This window comes from Halomonas sp. IOP_6 (genome assembly GCF_021151565.1).
GTDB lineage: Bacteria > Pseudomonadota > Gammaproteobacteria > Pseudomonadales > Halomonadaceae > Vreelandella > Vreelandella alkaliphila.
This window is the reverse complement of the sequence record NZ_JAIRBO010000004.1, coordinates 290,328-311,190: the sequence shown is the minus strand read 5'-3', so window position 1 is coordinate 311,190 and position 20,863 is coordinate 290,328. Positions and strand designations below refer to the sequence as shown.

Annotated in this window: 18 protein-coding genes; 4 read left to right on the top strand and 14 right to left on the bottom strand. The window is 53.0% G+C overall.

What is annotated here, in order from left to right:
• Positions 1-24 precede the first annotated feature (24 nt).
• The 7 genes from urtB to K7H08_RS09820 form a co-directional block, all read right to left on the bottom strand.
• Positions 25-1,638 carry an urea ABC transporter permease subunit UrtB gene (gene urtB, locus K7H08_RS09850; protein WP_120386088.1) on the bottom strand — a complete coding sequence of 538 codons (1,614 nt, stop codon included), beginning with the start codon at positions 1,636-1,638 and terminating at the stop codon, positions 25-27.
• Positions 1,639-1,739: 101 nt separating this feature from the next.
• Complete coding sequence (gene urtA, locus K7H08_RS09845; RefSeq protein WP_038479358.1) at positions 1,740-3,092, bottom strand: urea ABC transporter substrate-binding protein; 1,353 nt, start codon at positions 3,090-3,092, stop codon at positions 1,740-1,742.
• A gap of 386 nt (positions 3,093-3,478) precedes the next feature.
• Complete coding sequence (locus tag K7H08_RS09840; RefSeq protein ID WP_038479361.1) at positions 3,479-4,978, bottom strand: tripartite tricarboxylate transporter permease; 1,500 nt, start codon at positions 4,976-4,978, stop codon at positions 3,479-3,481.
• Positions 4,979-5,027: 49 nt separating this feature from the next.
• A complete protein-coding gene (locus tag K7H08_RS09835; protein WP_038479364.1) occupies positions 5,028-5,510 on the bottom strand; it encodes a tripartite tricarboxylate transporter TctB family protein in 483 nt (160 codons plus the stop codon).
• A 106-nt stretch (positions 5,511-5,616) separates the two neighbouring features.
• Positions 5,617-6,612 (bottom strand): Bug family tripartite tricarboxylate transporter substrate binding protein, encoded by a 996-nt coding sequence (locus K7H08_RS09830; RefSeq protein WP_038479367.1) that lies wholly within the window; start codon positions 6,610-6,612, stop codon positions 5,617-5,619.
• Between the two features lie 193 nt (positions 6,613-6,805).
• Positions 6,806-7,537, bottom strand: a complete 732-nt coding sequence (locus tag K7H08_RS09825) for a response regulator (RefSeq protein ID WP_231657795.1) — start codon at positions 7,535-7,537, stop codon at positions 6,806-6,808.
• Positions 7,538-7,570: 33 nt separating this feature from the next.
• On the bottom strand, positions 7,571-9,256 hold the full coding sequence (locus K7H08_RS09820; protein ID WP_198348794.1) for an ATP-binding protein: 1,686 nt from the start codon (positions 9,254-9,256) through the stop codon (positions 7,571-7,573).
• A gap of 208 nt (positions 9,257-9,464) precedes the next feature.
• Here K7H08_RS09820 and K7H08_RS09815 point away from each other — a divergent pair, with 208 nt between their 5' ends.
• The gene (locus tag K7H08_RS09815) at positions 9,465-10,208 is read left to right on the top strand and encodes a DUF481 domain-containing protein (RefSeq protein WP_038486415.1); all 744 of its coding nucleotides are present in this window, start codon (positions 9,465-9,467) and stop codon (positions 10,206-10,208) included.
• A gap of 343 nt (positions 10,209-10,551) precedes the next feature.
• A complete protein-coding gene (locus K7H08_RS09810) occupies positions 10,552-12,105 on the top strand; it encodes a BCCT family transporter (protein WP_038479378.1) in 1,554 nt (517 codons plus the stop codon).
• A gap of 29 nt (positions 12,106-12,134) precedes the next feature.
• Here K7H08_RS09810 and K7H08_RS09805 read toward each other — a convergent pair whose 3' ends face one another.
• Entirely contained in the window at positions 12,135-12,956 is an 822-nt protein-coding gene (locus K7H08_RS09805) for a flagellin N-terminal helical domain-containing protein (protein WP_120387312.1), read from the bottom strand.
• A 74-nt stretch (positions 12,957-13,030) separates the two neighbouring features.
• The gene (folK, locus tag K7H08_RS09800; protein ID WP_231657794.1) at positions 13,031-13,477 is read right to left on the bottom strand and encodes a 2-amino-4-hydroxy-6-hydroxymethyldihydropteridine diphosphokinase; all 447 of its coding nucleotides are present in this window, start codon (positions 13,475-13,477) and stop codon (positions 13,031-13,033) included.
• Positions 13,478-13,681: 204 nt separating this feature from the next.
• Here folK and K7H08_RS09795 point away from each other — a divergent pair, with 204 nt between their 5' ends.
• Together K7H08_RS09795 and K7H08_RS18505 are read left to right on the top strand one after the other, a co-directional pair.
• The gene (locus tag K7H08_RS09795) at positions 13,682-14,428 is read left to right on the top strand and encodes an SDR family oxidoreductase (protein WP_231657793.1); all 747 of its coding nucleotides are present in this window, start codon (positions 13,682-13,684) and stop codon (positions 14,426-14,428) included.
• Between the two features lie 345 nt (positions 14,429-14,773).
• On the top strand, positions 14,774-14,869 hold the full coding sequence (locus K7H08_RS18505) for a BCCT family transporter (protein ID WP_442908340.1): 96 nt from the start codon (positions 14,774-14,776) through the stop codon (positions 14,867-14,869).
• A 92-nt stretch (positions 14,870-14,961) separates the two neighbouring features.
• Here the strand turns inward: K7H08_RS18505 and ybiO are convergent, their stop codons facing one another.
• From ybiO to trhO, 5 genes are all read right to left on the bottom strand, one after another.
• Positions 14,962-17,343: a mechanosensitive channel protein gene (ybiO, locus tag K7H08_RS09790; RefSeq protein WP_231657792.1), complete on the bottom strand. Its 2,382-nt coding sequence runs from the start codon at positions 17,341-17,343 to the stop codon at positions 14,962-14,964.
• Positions 17,344-17,571: 228 nt separating this feature from the next.
• Positions 17,572-18,003: a YqaA family protein gene (locus tag K7H08_RS09785; RefSeq protein WP_231657791.1), complete on the bottom strand. Its 432-nt coding sequence runs from the start codon at positions 18,001-18,003 to the stop codon at positions 17,572-17,574.
• A 46-nt stretch (positions 18,004-18,049) separates the two neighbouring features.
• Positions 18,050-18,871 (bottom strand): IclR family transcriptional regulator, encoded by an 822-nt coding sequence (locus K7H08_RS09780; protein WP_231657790.1) that lies wholly within the window; start codon positions 18,869-18,871, stop codon positions 18,050-18,052.
• Between the two features lie 117 nt (positions 18,872-18,988).
• Positions 18,989-19,795, bottom strand: coding sequence for an enoyl-CoA hydratase (locus K7H08_RS09775; protein WP_231657789.1), 807 nt, complete (start codon positions 19,793-19,795; stop codon positions 18,989-18,991).
• Between the two features lie 106 nt (positions 19,796-19,901).
• The gene (trhO, locus tag K7H08_RS09770; protein WP_038479396.1) at positions 19,902-20,861 is read right to left on the bottom strand and encodes an oxygen-dependent tRNA uridine(34) hydroxylase TrhO; all 960 of its coding nucleotides are present in this window, start codon (positions 20,859-20,861) and stop codon (positions 19,902-19,904) included.
• Positions 20,862-20,863: the final 2 nt, after the last annotated feature.

Here is a 20,863-nt window from a genome sequence, read left to right as displayed (position 1 = left end):
TAATGAGATCGTTGATGACATCGCTTAGCCCTCCGCAGCCCGGCCCTTCTGCGGGAAGAGTCCACGCGGGCGTTTTTGAATAAATAGAATGATGAACACCAGGACAATAATTTTGGCCAGCACGGCACCTGCCCAGGGTTCCAACACTTGGTTGATAATGCCCAGGGAAAGCCCGGCCACCAGGGTGCCCCATAGATTTCCTACGCCGCCGAAAACTACGACCATAAAGGAATCAATAATGTAGTTCTGGCCCAGATTGGGGCCGACGTTGGTCAGTTGTGATAACGCAACGCCTGCCAAACCAGCGACGCCAGACCCTAATGCGAAGGTCATAATATCGACCCGCGTGGCGCGGATACCCATGGAGCGTGCCATGGCGCGGTTTTGGGTCACTGCACGCACTTCAAGCCCTAGCCGCGTGCGGCGCATAATCAGCATCAGCGCGGCAAACACTACCAGTGCAAAACCGAGTACAAACATACGATTAAGCGTCAGCGACAGCGCATCGTTAATCACTAATGAACCGCTCATCCATTCGGGCGTTATGACCGTACGGTTTAGCGGTGAAATCACCGTTCGCACCAGCTGTTGTAAAATCAAGCTGATACCGAACGTCGCCAGCAAGGTTTCCAACGGACGGCCCTTCAGGAACTGAATAACGCCTCGTTCAATGGCAATGCCCACCAGCGCGGCCACCATAAAGCCTGCAGGAATCGACAGAATTAGCGCCAGCCCCGGCTGGCCGGGTAACAGTTGCTGCATCATCCAAGTGGTATAAGCACCCAGCATGATTAGCTCACCATGAGCCATATTGATAACGCCCATTACGCCAAAGGTAATGGCCAGGCCAATCGCCGCCAACACCAGTACCGAGCCAAGCGAAAGCCCGAAGTAGAGCGTTTCCAGGCCACGGTTAATTTTGAGATTCTGCTCAATGCTGCTCAGCGCTTCATTGGCGGCATCGGCAATAATAGAGTCATCGCTATTCGCTGCCCGACTAAGCGCTACTCGAACACGTGGATGCAAACTGCCTCGCAGCGTTTCAACGCCTTCAAGCTCGCCGCTTTCAACTTGGTAAATCGCCAGCGCCTGGGTAAGCCTGCGCGCTACCTCGGCATCTTCTTCTTCAGCGATCAGTTGACTGAGCGGTTCGGCCAGCTCTTCATCGACCTCGCCCAGTAGTCGGCTGGCTGAAATACGCCGACGCTCAACGTTTGGCGAATACAAATCTACTACGGCAATAGCGCTGCGTAGCTGGTTGCGTAAATTGTTATTAATGCCAATACGATCCAGGTCACGGCGGGACATCTCCCCCAGCGGTTCATTGGTCAGCGCATCTGCAACTGGCCAATCGCGACCTTGATTATCGAGCACCACCACAAAGCGGCCGTCGTCAGTGCGCTGCAAGCGACCATCCAACAAGGACTGCAGCCAATCACGCGCGCGCTCATCATCGCTTTGCAAAATAGCGTTGATCGCTTCGCCTTTGGCGGAATAGGAACGCACGTCCAGCGCGTTTAGTAGCTCAAGCGCCGCTGCGTCATCAGCCTCAACGGTGGCGCTTGTTTGTGCTTGGGCGGTGACTGTGACGCTTAACAACAGCAGGCACAGCAACCCTAAGGAAAAGAAACGCCTCATGGGGTTCTTCCTTTGGTTATATTAGAAACAGTGATCTAAAAAAGGGAGGTAGCGTGCTCCCCCACCACTCAGCGTTTAGCCAAGCAGCGAGGGGTCATCATTTACTCAGCGAGGGCCGCTTCAGCCTCTTCTGCGGCGGTGCTGCCGCCACACGAGCCGTTCACCACGTTGAAGTTGCCGCACTCCATGGGCTTGCGCCAATCGGCAATCAAATCACGTGAGCCAGGCAAGTAGTCAGACCATGCATCGCCCGCTACGGTAGAAGGCGTTTGCCAGACGATATCGAACTGGCCATTGTCTTGAACTTCACCAATCAGCACCGGCTTGGTGATGTGATGGTTGGGCATCATCGCCGCATAGCCACCGGAAAGGTTAGGCACAGCGACACCGATAATCGCGTCTTTTACCGCATCCACGTCGGTAGTGCCTGCTTTACGCACCGCTTCGGCCCACATGTTAAAACCAATGTAGTGCGCTTCCATGGGGTCGTTGGTGACGGCCTCTTCGTCGCCGGTGTAGTCAATCCAAGCGTCGATAAAGTCGTAGTTGTCATCAGTATCGACGCTCATAAAGTAGTTCCAGGCCGCCAAGTGGCCGACTAACGGCCCCGTATCAATGCCGGTGAGCTCTTGCTCGCCCACAGAGAAGGCGATGACCGGAATATCGGCAGCATCGATGCCTTGGTTAGAGAGTTCGGTGTAAAACGGTACATTGGCATCGCCGTTAATCGTGGAGATAACCGCCGTGGGTTTCCCCTCTTCACCAAAGCGGCGTATTTCTGACACGATGTTCTGCCAATCTGAATGGCCGAACGGCGTGTAGTTGATCATGATGTCCTCATCAGCGATGCCATGCTCATCTTTGAGGAACGCTTCGAGAATACGGTTGGTGGTACGCGGATAGACGTAGTCGGTGCCGACCAGCGCAAAGCGCTCGATGCCGACTTCATTAATCAGATACTCAACCGCAGGAATCGCCTGCTGGTTGGGGGCGGCACCGGTATAAAAGACGTTTTCTGAGGACTCTTCACCTTCATACTGCACCGGGTAGAACAACAGGCCGTTAAGCTCTTCCACTACCGGCAGTACTGCCTTACGGGAAACGGAGGTCCAGTTGCCGAAGATCACGTCGACCTCTTCTTGCGCCAATAGCTCTCTAGCACGCTCGGCAAATAGCGGCCAGTTAGAGGCTGGGTCGACAACAACTGCTTCAAGTTGGCGGCCCAGCAAGCCACCCGCATCGTTTTGCTGCTCAATAAGCATCTCAACGGTGTCTTTAAGAACCGTCTCACTGATCGCCATGGTGCCAGAGAGTGAGTGAAGGATACCGACCTTGATCGGGTCGTCATCCTGGGCAATAGCTTGTGTACTGGCCCCCATGACGGCGGCGGCCATTAAGGCGGTAGCGAAACGGCCAACGGTACGAGGGTGTGTCTTGCGCTGCAATGTGGTCACTTGAACCTCCTTGCGCCCCTTATGACGGGGCTCGTTATTTGAGCTTCGCGGCCAAGGACTCCCGTTATGTAACGTGGGAACGGTTATTACGGGGCTTGGTGCATCCACTAGCTCCTAGCTTTTGCAAGGTTTGCGCCACACTACAAAAAGAAACACTAAAAAGCTTAAAATCAAAAGGTTAGTTTTAAAAAAAGCAGCCCCATCTTCACCGGCCGCACTATCGTGGCGCGCCAGCATCCAAAAAATGCACGCTGTTTATGCACCACAACGACACCTCGCACCAATAGTGCGCTTTCTGTTGCATACGCCTATTAATCCCGCCTATTTCTTGCACAAAAAAAAGCGCCCTAGGAGACCCTAGGACGCTTTACACGCATACCTGTGTTCTATTCCGCAGTATTCAAACGCTTAGTGCGGCGCTTTTTCAGCAACGGTAAACCAAGCGACAGTACAGCGATGACCAGTAAAGACAGCGAAATCGGCTTGTCGATAAAGGTCGTCCAATCCCCACCGGAGATCTGCAGCGCGCGACGCATGGACTCTTCCATGATGTTGCCTAGAATGAGCGCCAGAATCAGCGGCGCGGCAGGGAAACCGAACAAGCGCATCCCTAGGCCAACCAAGCCAAAACCAAGCAGTAACAGTAGGTCGAACACGCTGAAGCTCATACCGTAAACACCGATCATGCAGAAGATCAAAATCAGTGATAGCAGCAACGGTTTGGGCAGATCGAGAATCTTGGCGATCAGCGGAATCAGCGGCAGGTTAAGCACCAGCAGGAAGATATTGCCGATATACATACTGGCGACCACGCCCCAGAACACATCCGGGCGCTGTTCAAGCATCATCGGGCCAGGATTAACGCCCATCACCAGCAGTGCGCCAAGCAGTACGGCGGTGGTGCCAGACCCCGGCACACCCAAGGTTAACAGCGGTACAAACGAACCGGTACACGCCGCATTATTTGCCGCTTCTGGCGCAGCAACGCCTTTGATATTGCCTTTACCAAACGTATCGCCATCTTTGGCAATGCGTTTTTCCATGCTGTAGCCAAGAAACGAGCCGATGGTCGCGCCTGCGCCCGGCAGAACGCCGGTAAAGAAGCCCAATACTGAACTGCGGCTAACCGGCCCTGCAATCTGCTTCACTTCACTGCGGGTCAATTTTAACGAACCAATCGCATTACGCGGTGCTTCTTTACCACCGCCTCCGCGCAGCAACATGTAGAACACTTCGGCTAACGCGAAGATACCCAGCGCGACGACCAGAAAATCGACACCGTCGAGCAGGTGGATAGAGCCAAAGGTAAAGCGCTCGGTGCCGGTTTGCATATCAATCCCAATGATCGAGATCATTACCCCGATAACGGCGGCAATTAAGCCTTTGACCAGCGACTTATCGGATAGCGACACAACCGCGGTTAAGCCCAGCACCATCAACGCGAAGTATTCAGCAGGGCCAAAGCTCACCGCGACTTTGGAGAGCAGCGGCGCAATCAACATCAAGAAAACAACGGAGATCGTACCGCCAACAAAGGAGGAGTAAGCGGCAATCGCCAGCGCCTTGCCTGCCAACCCTTGCTTGGCCATCGGATAGCCGTCAAAAGAGGTCGCAACCGTTCCCGCCACGCCGGGGGCGTTAAGCAAAATAGATGAGGTGGAGCCGCCGAAAATAGCGCCGTAATACACCCCGGCCATCAAGATCAGCCCTGAAGAGGGCTCCATAGCGAAGGTAATCGGGATCATCAGCGCCAACGCGCTGATCGGCCCAAGGCCGGGCAACATGCCGATAATGGTGCCAGCAAAGACGCCGGCAAAGACGTAAGCGATATTGATAGGCTCAAGCGCGATGCCAAAGCCGTACATTAGATTGTTAAAGGCATCCATGGGAGTGTCTCTCTTTTAAACCCGCTAACAGTGGGCAAGCGCGGCTTAGTTAAAACGGCAGCACGCCAGTGGGTAGGTAAACATCCATTACCCGCGTCATGGTCAAATACAGCGCCAACACCACCCCAAGCGATGTTGCCAGATTGACCCCATGGCGGCGGTAGCCGTAGTAAGCGGTTAGGCCAACACACAGTAGCGTCGAAGCCAGCACAAAGCCTAACGGCACGAGCAGGAACGCGTAGGCCGCAATGGCGATGGCGGTGACGATCACCCGCGCCCAAGGCGTTAGCAGTAGCGGCCCCTGGGTTTCGGCTTGATCAATCTGATCGGCCCCCGCAATAGGACCAGGACGCTCAAAAAACAAGCACGCCGACAGCAATAGCAAGGAAACACCTAGCACTTTTGGAAATAGGTCTGAATCCACTGGGCGGGGCAGCGGAAAGTTGGGGATTTGCCAGGCCATTGCCAGATAGGCAGCCGCCACTAACGCCAACACAAGCGCTAGCCATTGGTTGGTATTGAATCGAGTCATGGGAAAGTTCTCCGAAGACGTCATTGCTGAACAGCAAGACCCTTGCGGTATCAGACAGAAGATCCCGGTGGCACGCTGCCACCGGGGGAGCCTTTGGGACGAGCGCTTACTGGCGCATCAGCCCCAGGTCGGTCAACACGCTGCTGAACTGCTCTTGCTGCTCATCCAGGAAGGTAGCGAAGGCGTCGCTATCCTGGTAGGCATCAATCCAGCCCAGCTGGTCGCTTGCTTCGCGCCATGCATCAGTTTCGAGCATTTCCGCGAAGAGCGTCTCGTAGTATTCAACCGCCTCTTCAGGCATTTCCGGCGCACCCATTACGCCACGCCAAATATCGAAGGTGTAGTCGTAACCCTGCTCTTGGTAAGTGGGTACATCGGCCAGTCCACCGCCCAGGCGCTCTTCGGAAGAGACACCCAACGCGCGCAGCTGGCTACCTTCACCCAACTGACCTACCGCTTCACCGGCACCGCCAACCACTGCCTCAATATGGCCACCCATCAGGTTAGTCATGGCGTCGCCACCACCCGAGAAGGGAATGTAGTTGACCGAGGAGGCTTCCATACCCGCCGCGGAAGCAAGACCAGCAACCGAGATGTGATCCATCGAGCCCGGCGCACTACCACCGCCCACGCTTAAGCTAGGGTTCTCTTTGAGCGCTGCAAAAAGATCATCCAGGTTTTGATACTCGGAATCTGCCGCCACCAAAATAATCGAATAGTCGGTATTGATACGCGCAATCGGGGTGAAGTCGGTGTGGTCGTAACGCGATGCGCCTGCCAGGGGTACTAAAATCATCGGCGGGCTGGTGGCGAAAAGTTTATGCGGATTGCCGTTATCACGGGCTACCTGAGCCCAGGCAACTGCACCGCCACCGCCAGGCACGTTAATGGCTGCAAAGCTTTCGTCGGCCAGCTCTTCTTGCTGAATAACGCGGGACATGGTGCGCACTAGTGTGTCCCAACCGCCACCGGGGTTGGCGGGTGCAACAAACTCAATCGAACGGCTCGGTGTCCACTCTTGGGCGCTGGCAGACGTTGTCATGGCAAGGGCTGCCATCGGTAAAGCAAGCACGGCAAAGCGCTTTAGGGGAAGCATGGTCATGGGCGTTCTCCACATTAGCTATGTTGTTATATTAGCTGTGTTATAGATGGTTGTTATCTACGTATCTTTGTGTGGTTACACCCTTCACATTAGAAGACCGCTACTCCTCGCGACAAGCTTATGACCATTAATGGCAAAAAGTGCTTTTTGTGCGTTTTGTTCATTTTGTTCACGGCTGGTTAGAACGGCTCGTTTACAGTGATTCCAGCCATGTGGAAGAGGATTCCAGCAGCCGATAGCGGCGCTCAGGGCGGCCGACATCGCCATAGCCAATTTCTGCATTAACCGCTTGTTCAGCTACTAAAAACTCCAAATAACGCCGCGCTGTTGAACGGCTTGCGCCCATTGCCTGAGCTACCTGCATCGCCGTTTGGGAATCATGCTCGGCTGCCAGCGACTCCACCACACAGCGCAGGGTCAAGCGGTCGATGCCTTTAGGTAACGTGCGCGTAGCTAGCCGCGGAGGTTCACCTGGTTGTAAGCGAGCAAGCACCTGATCCAGCTCGTCTTGACTCATTTCAGCCCGATTCGCCAATGCCTCTCGCTCGCGGCGAAAACGTGTCAACATTTGCGTCATACGTGTCGCTTCAATTGGTTTAATCAGATAATCAAAGACGCCACCACGCAACGCTTCGCTGATGGTTTCTACTTCGCGGGCGGCTGTCACCATGACGATATCCACATGCACATAGTCGCGGCGAATGGCCCATAGCAGCTCCAGGCCCTCCACATCAGGCAAGTAAGCATCTAATAAGATGAGTTGAACAGCATCAGCATGCTGAGCCATCAAGGCTTTTGCTTCGTTGCCGTTACGTGCCAACCCCACCACATAAAAGCCGTCGCTCTGCTCAATAAAAGCTTTGTGGATATCGGCAATGCGAAAATCGTCTTCGACGACCAAAATACCGTACTGCGTCGCAGACATAGTGTTTCCTCTTCCTGGCGTCGTTATTATGATTTAAGGCGTTGTGGCTATTGGGTCGCAAAGCGCGCGATCCAGCACGGCAATAAAGCACGCGCCGCCTAACTCGCTCTCTTCTAATGTCACCTCGCCGCCATGCTGACGGCACAACCGCGCGACCAGTGCTAAACCAATGCCACGATGTTTACCGGTTTTGGTAGAAAACCCATCTTGAAAGATCGATTCCGCATGCTCGCCGGGCACACCTGAGCCGTTATCCTCTACTTCAATCAACAGCTGCTCGCCCAGATCCGTAAAGAACAGGCGAACTTTCGGGGTGTCACTGTTTGGACCATTAAGCGCCGCATGACAGGCGTTATCTAATAAGTTGCCCACAACGCTCATCATGACCTCTTGCCCAGTGACCGTCAGTGGGCAAGAGAGCGAGCTCTGTTCATCAATTTCCAGCGCGACGCCTAGCTCTCGTGCTCGCGTCAATTTACCCAACAAGATGCCGCTGAGTACTGCGTCAGCCACGTGACGCATTAAAAAGCTCATTTGCGCCTGAGCACGTTCGGTTTCGTGGTGAATCAGCGCTAGCGCCTCATCAACGCGGTTAAGCTGCAGGAGACCAGAAATGGTGTAAAGCTTGTTGGAAAACTCGTGGGCCTGGGCACGCAGCATATCGACATCACGACTTGCCTGGGTAAGTGCCTGGGAAAGATCAATAATTTCGCGGCGACTGCGAAATGTCGCAACGGCACCTTCGATCTCACCTTCGTGCAAAATAGGCACGCGGTTGGCCACCACAGGATGGTCGCCCAGCCACATTTCCTGGTCAAACTCCTGCTCGCCGTGCTTTAACACCTCGCTTAAGCGCGAGTTGGGCACCACCTCACGGATTGGCTGCCCCAGCAAAACCTGTTCATCCGATAGCCCTAGAAAACGGCGTGCCTGCTGATTCACTAACGTGATCTGACCATCGCGGTTAACCGCCAGGATACCTTCGTGGATAGATTGCAGGATGGCCTCTTTTTCCATGGCCAAGCGGGCTATCTCATAAGGCTCTAAACCAAGGATGACTTTTTTAAGATGCTGCGACAGCCAATAGGCCCCGGCAAATCCTAGCAAAATCATCAGCGCCACCAGCGCCCACCCTAAGCTGGTATAACGGGCCACATCCATATCTACTCGTTCTAGCATGAAGCCCACCGAAACCACCCCGATGATGTTGCCCTCTTCATCCCAGATGGGCGTTTTGCCCCGCATGGCGGTGCCTAACGTTCCGGTAGCTTCCGATACGTATGACTGACCATAAATCAGCGCCTGATCGTTATCCCCGCCCACCATTGGCTGGCCGATACGCTCAGGCACTGGGTGCGAGTAACGAATCGACTGGGCATTACCTACCACAACATAACGGGCACCGGTCTCATGACGAACGCGTTCAGCAAGCGGCTGGATAATCAGCGCAGGATCGGGTGTCGAGAAAGCATTAACAATTTGCGGCATGCCCGCGACGGTCTTGGCCACTGCCAATGCCCGCTCGCCCATTTGGTGGGTGATAATTTCTGCTTTACGGTGGTTCAGATAGGTGCCTTGCGCTAGCAACATACCCGCCAGCAGAAAGCCGACCAGCAGCATGACTTGCAGGCGAAAACTTCGCTTGTACCAGCGGCGTTTGGCACGAGTACGGCGCCAGCGCTGTAATTCGGCCAACGTACGTGGGCGTGGGGCGGTCATAAAGGAACTCACTAGGCGCGACAGCGTCATTATGGCATGCAGCGCCAAGCGGCGTTAGCCGTTGCGCTTTTTCGACTATTTGCTTATTTAGCAGCCACTGATTTTGTTTTTATCGATATACTCAGCGCTTTTAAAGCGTGCATGACGAACTCTCATCCTGCAACATCGCAGCCGCTCACAAAGACCGCTACTCAGGAGGAGTTACGTGTTGAGTTTCTTAAGAAATGTCTTATTAGCTAGCTTGTCGCTATGGGCAACTTCCGCCGCCGCTTATCCATTTTACGCCCCACCACCGCCACAAGATGATACGCCGGTGTTCAGCGGCGATGCCGAACTTGGTTTTACCCACCTTTCCGGCAATACCAATAGCCAAACATTGATCGGCAAGACACGCCTGACGTGGCTGACGGGAGATTTCACTCATTCGCTGCGCGGTGAAGTCCGCAATGTGAGCAAAAATGGAGAAACCAGTGCTGAGCAATATTTAGTGGCGGGCAGAGAGCGTTTTGACTTTAGCGGGCCCCACTATTTGTTTGGCTTTGCCCGCTGGGAAAAAGACCGCTTTGCTGGCTACGATCAGCAGCTTTCTGCCATTGGTGGCTATGGCCGTCAATTGCTATCCGGTGAGCAACACTCACTATCGTTAGAAGCAGGCCCAGGGTATCGTAATGACCGATTACGCGACGCCGATAATGAGCAATTGGCAGTTGCTTATACAGCACTCGACTATCAATTTGGATTCTCAGACTATGCTGATATCGCCCAGGAAATGTCGGTGGAATATACCCGCAAGAACACCACAGCGCGTTCATTAACGGCACTCACGGCTCGGCTAAATTCACGACTATCGCTACGCCTTTCCCATGAAATAAAACACAACTCGCAGCCGCCTGAAGATACCAGCGAACGCACTGACAGTACCACCAGCGCATCACTGCTCTATCACTGGTAACGCGCTACAGCTTCCTCCCCAAACAAGCTCCGCATTATTTTTCATTTATTATCAAATATTTAAATAACAGCCTAACCAGTTATGACTGCCATTAACCTATTCATAATGGTGCATCTCGCTTATTTTTCGCGCCATTTTTATGCAATTTCCCTCTCAGCATTAGACTTTGGTCTATGGACAAGATATACTACCCACAGTTTCCTGTCCTCGCGCCATTCATTGAATGGCGCTTTTTTTTGTTTCGAAAATCGAATGCTTTTAGGCGTTACGCCTACTCACGCACGGTTTTGTTAAGCTCAGTGCTCTGCTTACCCATCCCCCTCATTAAACATAGGTGTTCTTAATGAACCACCCTGCCAACACAAGCGAGGGTACTTCGCGGTTTTCCCTCGGCGACCCCATCGTACTGGTGCTTAGCATCGGTTTCATCTTGGCGTTTCTTGGCCTCTCCTTTTATGACATTGATCTTGTCGCCAACTCAATCAGCGCCGGTTTTGCTTGGACAGCCCTGGTGCTAGGCAGCTACTTTCAATTGTTACTGTTACTGACTTTTTTTATTGCCATTGGTCTGGCAGTTACGCCAGCGGCAAAAGCCAAGATTGGCAATCTCGATGCACCAGAAATGAGTACATTCAAGTGGCTATCCATTATTCTGTGCACATTGCTAGCAGGGGGTGGTGTCTTCTTCGCCGCCGGAGAACCGGTATATCATTTTGTGGTAACACCCCCTGCCTTTGACACCGAAGCCGGCACCGCCGAAGCCGTCTCAAGCGCCCTTGCCCAATCGTTCATGCACTGGGGCTTTTTGGCCTGGGCGGTACTTGGCTCGCTAACCGCGGTGGTGCTTGCCCACGCCCACTATGTGAAAGGCCAGCCACTGCAGCCACGCACACTGCTTTACCCGGTTTTTGGCGAGCGGCTTATGCGTGGCCCGCTAGGTGGCGTGGTAGACGCTTGCTGCGTGATTGCGTTGGTAGCAGGTACTGTCGGCCCCATTGGATTTCTAGCCACTCAGGTAAGTTTTGGCTTGCATGAGCTGTTCGGCCTTCCCGAAGGCTACCTTGGGCAACTTATTATCCTTGCGGTACTAGGCTGCATTTACGTGCTCTCTTCGATGAGTGGTGTTCATAGAGGCATTCAACTGCTTAGCCGCTTTAACGTACTGCTGGCACTTGCCATTGGCGCGGTGATCATCGTGTTTGGCCCTACGCTGTTTTTGGTCAACACTTATGTATCGAGCATGGGCGCTTACATTAGTAATTTTTTCACCATGGCAACCATGACCGCCGACACCGCTCCCGCATGGTGGATGCAGTGGTGGACAGTCTTTTTCTTTGCCTGGTTTATTGGCTATGCACCGCTGATGGCGATATTCGTAGCGCGTATTTCACGCGGGCGTAGTATTCGCGAAATGATTCTTGCCGTGGCGGTACTCGCCCCGATTGCGACTACCGTATGGTTCACTCTGCTGGGTGGCTCAGGCATTTATTATCAGCTCACGGGCGTCATTGATCTGGCAGAGGCACTAAATAATTTCCAGTTTGATGTAGCGACGCTTACCGTGGCCCAAGCGCTCCCCGGCGGCACCTGGATGGCACTGGCAATATTATTATTGACGACAATTTTTGTGGCCACCACAGGTGATTCGATGAGTTATGCCATTGCTGTAGTAGGTGCTGGCCATGATGACCCAAGCCCATACGTGCGTGCTTTCTGGGGGATTGCCATGGCGCTAATGGCGGCAGTGCTGCTGTATATGGGAGCAGGACAAATTGGCGCCTTACAGCAATTTATCGTGATTACCGCGATTCCCGTTTCACTGATTTTACTGCCATCGCTGTGGAATGGCCCACAGGCAGCCTACGCCATGGCGCGCGAGCAAGGCATTATCGAGTAACGGTTAATAGTCCTTATGTAGCCCTTATGTTATAGACCTTCCAGTAGGCGCAGAATCATCTGCGGCTGCTGGTTGGCTTGAGCCAAGATAGCGATACCGGCCTGCTGTAGAATTTGCGCGCGAATTAGATTGGAAACTTCACGGGCATAATCAGCGTCTTGGATTCGCGACTGAGCAGCAGACGTATTAATAATATTGGTATTGAGTCCATCGATCACACTTTCGAAGCGATTTTGCACCGCGCCTAAATAGCTCCGCTGGCGATCCACCTGTTGAATAGCATCATCCATCGCCTTTAGCGGGTTATCCGTGGCGCTGCCATCATCTAAAACACTAAAGCTATCCAGTCCCAATGCCTGCCTATTCATGGCTGCGAAGCGCACCGCAATGCTATCGCCATCGTTAGCACCCACCTGAATATTTACCGCTTTGCTACTATCAAACAACTTGATGCCGTTGAAATTACTCTGCTCGGCAAGGCGATCGATCTCTTCTAGACGCTGATCGATCTCATTTTGAATTGAACCAAGATCATCGGAAGAGTTAGTGCCATTAGCCGCTTGAACACTCAATTCACGAATACGTTGCAAGTTATCGTTAATTTGATCGAGCGAACCTTCCGCTGTTTGCGCCATGGAAATGCCATCATTGGTATTGCGAATGGCTTGCTCCATGCCACGTAGCTGAGCCCCCATGCGATTGGCAATCGCCTGCCCTGCCGGATCATCCTTGGCACTATTGATGCGTAGCCCAGAAGAAAGACGCTCCATAGCGGTCTGCATCGCTTGCTGACTGCTGCGCAGATTATTCTGCACGATAAGGGACATCAGATTTGTGTTTAGGCTTAGCAACACTCGTCTCCGAGGAAGGTCAGCCTGCCCAAGGATAGGAGGCTACATTGCTATTATCGGCCGCGACGCAAAAATCATGAACATGTTCGTTGTTTAAGTGTGCGGCGGCTGGCAGCAAGTACTTCATCTACCGGGCGACGCACGTAACTATGCAGGTAGTACCCCTCATCGATGACGTCTCCGTCCCACGCCACAATATCCAAGTCCATGGTTCTAGGCCCTGATTTAATGGGACCTCGCACACGTCCCAGACGGTTTTCCACCTCTTTTAAGTAAGCACGGAAAGCGTCGTGATCAAGGGAGGTACGCACGAGTAACGCGGCATTCAGGAAGTCCGGCTGGTGTTGATAGCCAACCGGCGTTGTGCGAATCGCTTCTGAGCTGGCTATCAGCTCACACTCGCTGCGCAAAATAGTCAGTGCTTCGTGAAAGTGGTGTTCTGGCTCAATATTGGTACCGAGAGAGATTAAGCATTCATGGAGGGCCGTATCTGGCGTAGTGTTTAACAATGAGAGTGGCATAACTGCATCCTAATCTTGTAGACCCTGCTCTAGAAACCCTGCGCTTAGCGTCAAAATTCGAAGGCGGTTGTCAGGTCATATTGATGATACGTAAGATTAGCTTGCCTGCTATTTTGTTCAAGCTGTGTACAAGATATTGACAAACGCTACGCTCACGCAGAAAGTCATACTCAACGCTAACGTTAATCCACTTGGGGAACTTGCATGAGTTCATCAGCTGCACTGATCACTGGCGGCGCAACACGTTTGGGACGCTATTTCGCCGAAGCCCTAGCGGCTAAGGGCTATGATATTGCCTTACATGTGAATAACTCACGTGGTGAAGCCGAAGACGTTGCCAAGACGATTCGCGCCAAAGGACAGCGCTGCGAAATACTGCCATGCAACTTCCTAAGCGACTCTCTCGAAGAGCTTGTGACAGCCGCCAAACAACACTTCCCAAACTTAAACGTGCTTCTTAATAGCGCCTCTGCATATGAACCTGCTCCCATTTCAGACACTGACATGGCCATGCTGGAAACGCAGTTTAGAGTCAATATGTTTACACCATTGCTGCTCACACGTTACTTTGCAGACGCCGTCGACAGAGGCCAAGTCATTAATATTATTGATAATAAAGTGGCCTATCACCAGTACCCGTATGCCGCGTATCTATTATCGAAAAAGAGCCTTGCTGATATGACGCGTATGGCAGCGCTAGAGTTTGCACCACGCCTGCGTATTAATGGTATTGCTCCCGGTGTGGTACTGCCCGCTTCTCAACGCACCAGCGACTATATTCAATGGCGAATTGAAGGTATACCCGTTAAACACCAGGGTGATCCCTCCCACCTTGTACAAGCATTGCACTATTTATTAGACAATGACTTTGTTGCTGGGCAAATTCTATTTGTCGATGGGGGTGAGTCGATCAATCTTGAAGGGCAACATTCCGAAAACTATCCAGGCTGAAAGCATTCCAACCTATCTTTAAAACCTATCTTTCAAACCGGTCTTCAACGCCTTCTTACGCCATACACTGCCGATGCTTATTGACCACATTCGGCAGTTTTTCGTTGATGGTAGATTAAGCTCCGCACAATTTATCCAAAGGCCACATTTCCCGCCTTCCATGGGCAGAAGAGTTGTCTGTAGACTCCTGAAAGTCGTCTTATTTCAGCTGGCATACAGCTCATCTAGGCGACTGTTCCAACAATAAAAAGAAATTTCTCTTGGACAAACTCGCGCAACAACTGGGGCTGCGCACAGACCCAACTATTTTCTTTGTCTCTGCAGGATTGATGCTGCTGTTTCTGGCTGATTCTCCTGCTGTGGATAGCACTCAGCCGTTACGGCAATATTCGCTTGGGCGGCGAAGACGATCGGCCGGAGTACGGCGTTCTAACGTTCTGACGAATATGAATTAAAGCGGATGTTTCAACAACAACGCCGCCCCTTGGGGCGGCGTTGTTGTTTAGTTAGCCGTGTCAATAACCGGCATTCTATTACACACCGTCAACATCACCATGATCAGGTTTTAGATGATCAGACTCTTTTGTGGCCTGCACTGACTGATTGGATGGCTGTTCGCTTTCCTGACGGATTGGCGATGTTTCTACCTTTTTCCGTTCAGCAGTGGAGTCCAACACGCGCACATTAGCGGGAGGTGTTTTGCCACCTTTAGTTTCACCGAAATAGAGTGTGGTATGCGGGAATGGAATCTCGATGCCTGCTGCATCAAAGCGCAACTTCACTAAACGGTTATAAGCACGACCAACACCCCACTGATCGCCCGGCGTCGTCTTGATCACCACACGAATATTGACAGAGCTGTCGGCCAGCGCGGTAACGCCTGCGACCGTCAGGTCAGCCAGCAGCTTATGGCTGTGCTCTTCGCTCTCTTTCAGATCTTCGAACGCCAACTGCAGCTGTTCAATCGCCTCGTCAATGCTCTCGTTATAGCCAATACCGTATTCACCGACGTGGTTACCGAACTCACGCATATAGTTCGACACAGTATCAACACTGGAAAACGGCACAATGTGATAGGTGCCAGACAAATCACGTATCCCTACCGAACGAATACTTAATCGCTCGGCAGTACCGGTGACACCGCCTACCGTCACCACATCACCGGTGTTCATGGCGTTCTCTACCTGAATAAAGATACCGGTAATAACATCCTGAACCAGTTTTTGAGCACCAAAACCAATCGCTAAACCCAGCACACCGGCACCAGCAATGAGCGGCCCAATATTAATGCCTATTTCCGACAACACGATCATGCCGGTAATTGTCACCATGGCAATCACTAAGGCATTACGGAACAGGCTCAACAGCGTTTTAGCACGCGCAGAGGGTTCGCCATGGCCGGTTTCTGGGTTGAGCTTATGCTCAATCAGGCTTGCTAGCCCCAGCCACACACCGAACGCAATGATCAAGATTATGGCGACGCTGGTAAGTTTCCCGACGAGGTTCGCGCCACGTTCGGAGGCATACCATGCCGCTAAGTTAAACACTCCCCAGGCATCCAAGACGACCATAATGACCGCTATTAATAACACGGTACGCAGCACACGTAGGGCATTGGGCACATAGCTATTTAAGCGCACTTCCAGCATCGGTAGCTTACGACGCAGATCATCGGATAGCTGAATACGACGGCCAATCGTTTGCGTAAGGAACGCCGAGATCAAAAGGCCGATGACCACGGCTGCCAATGTCTTCAATGTGGCAAACAGTACAAACGGCAATGCATCCCCAGGGCGTGTCAACGTCAGCACAAACACCATCAGGAAGTAGAGCAACGCGAATAAGTGCCAGGTTCGAGCAAATAAGCGCAGCGACACGCGGCTAGCGGTCATCGTCGCTCGCGCTGCCATCTGGTTAAGATTATCACGCAGGCGTACACGGTTTTTAAGCACGACGCCGACCGCGTAGATGAAGGCCAGCAACATAATAAAGGTGCCTACGGCTTGGCCTAAGGTTGCCGCGATATAGAAATTAACCAGCGGCACGACCACCATCAAGCCATAGCCGACCATGCCAATTAAACGCGCTAACCAGCGATTCCAGTAGGAAGCTTCTTTTGCTGAAATAGGTAACAAGCGCAGCCCTTCATAGCGGGAAGAGAACAGCATACGCACACCGGCTTTCAACAGCTCAATAACCAAGAAAGCGTTCAGGAATAGCGAGGCACGAGTAGAGAGTTCTCCAGTTTCCCCCACCGCAAATGCCGCCAACAAGTTACCGCCAACGTAAGCAAAAGCAACCACCAACACATCTACGACGGCAGCAATAGCAACACACAACACCAAACGCAGCACGGGCGTTAAACCGCTGCCCTGTTGAGACCAGCCGCTAATTTTAGTGAATAACGGTTTAGCCAAACGGCGGCAAAGCAAAAATATCGCGAACGTCGCAACAATCACGATACCCAGATTAATTGCCGCACTAACAAACGCGGCCATGTCGAACGAGCTGGCGCCTTGGCCGGTAAACAGGTTGCCCACCACGGCCACTGCCTGCTCTATCTGTCCACCCACATCGCCAACCACACGACTGGTTAGCTCTGCAAGCTGCCTGGGCAGCGACACATCCTCAGGGGCAAGGTTGCTGCCCTGGGCGGCGGCCTCCGGTGATAATTCACTGGTAAGCTCATTGGGTAACGCTGACGCTTGGTTTCGCAACAACTCAATCAGCTCTTGGCGCGCCTGCTCATCTTCCAGCAGATCGGCAAGTGCCGAATAAGAGGGCTGCTCTTCTGCGTTAGCGACGTCTTCGCTCTGCGCACTTAGCGTAGTTTGAGCCAGTGCTGGCGTTGTCAGAAAGGCGAATAGCATCAATAACCAGATGCCTAGCCAGGGGAATAAACGTAATGGCGTCACACCTAAACCTCCCTTTGGGTGAGTCTTTTACTCAATGTCATTACTAACTCATTTTTTGTACGTCGTTTTATGCACATCATAGTGCACGCTATTCACATTGCACTCCACGAGGATGCAAGATTTGTATAAAAGACAAACAGGGTAACATGAGAAAAAGGGTGTGGCTCGCCACTAGCTTCGTCAATATTTATTACGTCAACGCCACTTAAGTTGTCATCATCTGTAGAGTTATCCGCAAAGCGGCGCCAGCCATTGGTGGGCTAGCGCCAACAGCAGCGCATAGCGCGCCCCTTTAGCCACCACAATCCAGAGCAACGCACGCCACCAGGGCAGTCTAAAGATACCTGCGAGTACAGTAAGGGGATCACCCAGAACGGGAGTCCACGAAAGCAGCAAGCTAACTTCACCAAAACGTTTATACCAACGCTCTGCGCGCGCTAGTCCAGTGGGCGATGCAGGGAACCAGCGGCGATGTTGAAACTGGCGAGCATAACGTCCCAGCGCCACATTGATCATACTGCCCAGCGTATTGCCAACGGTTGCGACGAGCCACAGCCCAAGCGCAGGCTCGCCTAAACACCACAGCCTTGCCAACCACACCTCTGAGCCGCCAGGCAGTAAGGTGGCACTCGCTAGCGCCACCCAGAATAGGCTAAACATAATGAGTGCCGCCTTTATCAGTCACTACTGGTCCGCGAAGCACTGCTCATCGGGGCAGTTGGCCGCCCAGCTGTAGAGTAATTTCGTCGGCAATTGTGCGCACTAACGCACCTAGCGCCAATAGACGCTCTTCAGGAATACGTGCCATGGGTCCAGAGACTGAAATGGCCGCCAGCGGCGTGCCATGCTCATCGTGAATACAGGCGGCCACGCAGTGTAAACCCACCGCATGCTCCTCACGGTCGCAGGCAAACCCCTGAGTCCGAATAGTCGCCATTTCGATCAACAGCTCATCGGATTGATGCAGGGTATTTTCAGTCACACGGGCAAGGTCGTAACCTTTAAGCAGCGCGATACGCTCGTCTTCGCTCATCCAAGCCAGTAGGGCTTTGCCCACCCCAGAAGCATGCAGCGGCGCCCGCGAGCCTAAACGAGTAATCATCCGCATCATCTGCGGTGACTCATGCTGGGCAAGAAAGACCGCCGTTGCACCATCCCGAATCCCCAGATTCGCGGTTTCACCCGTTTCTGCAGTTAAACGGCGTAAAAAGGGCCGGCTTTGGGCGACGACATCACGTGCTTCTAAAAAGCTATTACCAATGCGGAAGGTTTTAACATCAATGCGCCAAAGTCCCTGCTCACTCTCTTGCGTCACGAACCCTTGGCTTTGTAGCGCTTGTAACAACCGGTGAGTGGTGGATGGCGCGAGATCAGCCATTTCCGCCAACTCCGATAAAGCCAGCCCTAATGGGCTTGCCGACAAATGCTCTAACAGCGTGAGGCCACGTACTAATGATTGGCTGTGCCCACCGCTCGCCTTGGTGGCCCCCGCCGGACGTCCGACTGACCTACGCTTTACATCACTCACCTTACTTTCTCCTGAAAGCGCCTCTCCTGAAGGCATAAAGTGAGGGAGGATAACGCGCCAGCGGGGCCGCTGTCGCGTTTACGGAAACAAATTCCACCAATGATATCTCAAGAGTTGCTAGCGATGGCGCCACTGAGGGGGGCGCTTGGCGATGAAGGCATCAATACCCTCAGCGGCATCGTCTGCCAACATGTTGCACGCCATGGTTTCGCCAGCAAAAGCATAGGCTTCCTCTAGTGGCATCGCGAGCTGGCGGGCGAACATAGCTTTGCCAGTGCGCACCGCCACAGCGCTCTTGGCGCAGATGCTCGCAGTGAGCTCGTCCACGGCACTATCGAGTTCGCTCTCGTCGGCAACCCGGTTAATAAGCCCCCAGTCGGCAGCCTGAGAAGCACTAATAAACTCCCCGGTCAACAGCATTTCCATCGCCCGTTTACGCGATACGTTACGCGACAGCGCTACCGCCGGTGTCGAACAGAAAAGCCCCACATTGATTCCTGAAACGGCAAAACGGGCACTGCTAGCCGCCACGGCCAAATCACAGCTAGCGACGAGCTGGCAGCCAGCGGCCGTCGCAATGCCCTGAACTTTAGCAATCACAGGAACAGGTAAGTTAACGATGCACTGCATCACCGCGCCACAGAGAGCAAACAGTGTTTGGTAGTAGGCTTTGTCAGGGTTCGCACGCATCTGCTTTAAGTCATGCCCTGCGCAAAATGCCTTGCCGTTCGCGGCCAACACCACGCAGCGCACATGCTCATCCTCGGCAATGTCATCAAGCGCACGTTGCAGCGCCGTCAACATATCCTCAGACAATGCATTAAAGCGTTCAGGCTGGTTTAAAGTAAGGGTCGTTACCCCGTGATAATCAGTGCGTTGCAGAAGATCTGAAGACGCCAGTGGCGCACCTGAAGAGGCAGGCATAGAAAGCTCCTAGACAGTCGAGTGTTGCTCAGTCTAGCGCGTACAAAGGCTAATGTTAGCGAGATACGACCAAAGAGGCCTCCTGAAGAGCAGGAGGCCTCGTGAGTTATGCGTTTGCGCGGTTGCCCTTGCGATGATTATAACCTAGAGGATGGGGTTCACCGCGGGCCTTAGCCAGTTCGATTTGGCGTTGACGTTCTCGGGCAGCAGCACGGGTTTTTTCGGGGAGTGAGTCGATGCAGTGAGGGCAACTGATGCCCGGCTCGTAGGCCGACGACTGCATATCATCAAGCGAAATAGGCATACGGCAAGCATGGCACTGCTCATGATCACCTTCGCTAAGGTCGTGACGCACGGTGACGCGGTTATCAAACACGAAACACTCACCACGCCATAAAGACTGCTCTTCCGGCACCTTTTCGAGGTAGTTCAGCACACCGCCTTTAAGATGATAGACCTCTTCAAAGCCCTCTTTTAGCATAAAGCTGGAGGCCTTTTCACAGCGAATACCGCCGGTGCAGAACATCGCGACTTTTTTGTGCTTTTCCGGGTTGTAGTGCTCACGCACGTACTCAGGAAACTCACGGAAGGTGGTCGTTTTCGGGTCAATCGCCCGCTCAAAGCTACCAATCGCCACTTCGTAATCATTGCGGGTATCAATCACCAGCACGTCCGGGTCGGAAATCACGTCATTCCAATCTTCCGGCTCCACGTAGGTGCCAACGGTGTCGTTAGGATCAATATCCGGCACGCCCAGGGTGACGATCTCTTTTTTCAGTTTCACCTTAGTACGGTAAAACGGCGTTTCGTCACAGTAGGACTCTTTATGGTCAATATCGCTTAAGCGAGGGTCGGCGGTCAGCCAGGCCAGCAGGGCATCAATGCCCTCTCGGGTACCCGCCACGGTGCCGTTAATACCTTCTTTGGCCAGCAGCAGCGTGCCTTTGACGCCGTTATCGATCATCGTCTGGCGCAGTGGCTCACGCAGTGCTTCAAAGTCGTTCAGAGTGACAAACTTATACAGTGCCGCGACCACAATGGGCGGCATTTGGGTGGTTTCCGTCATGG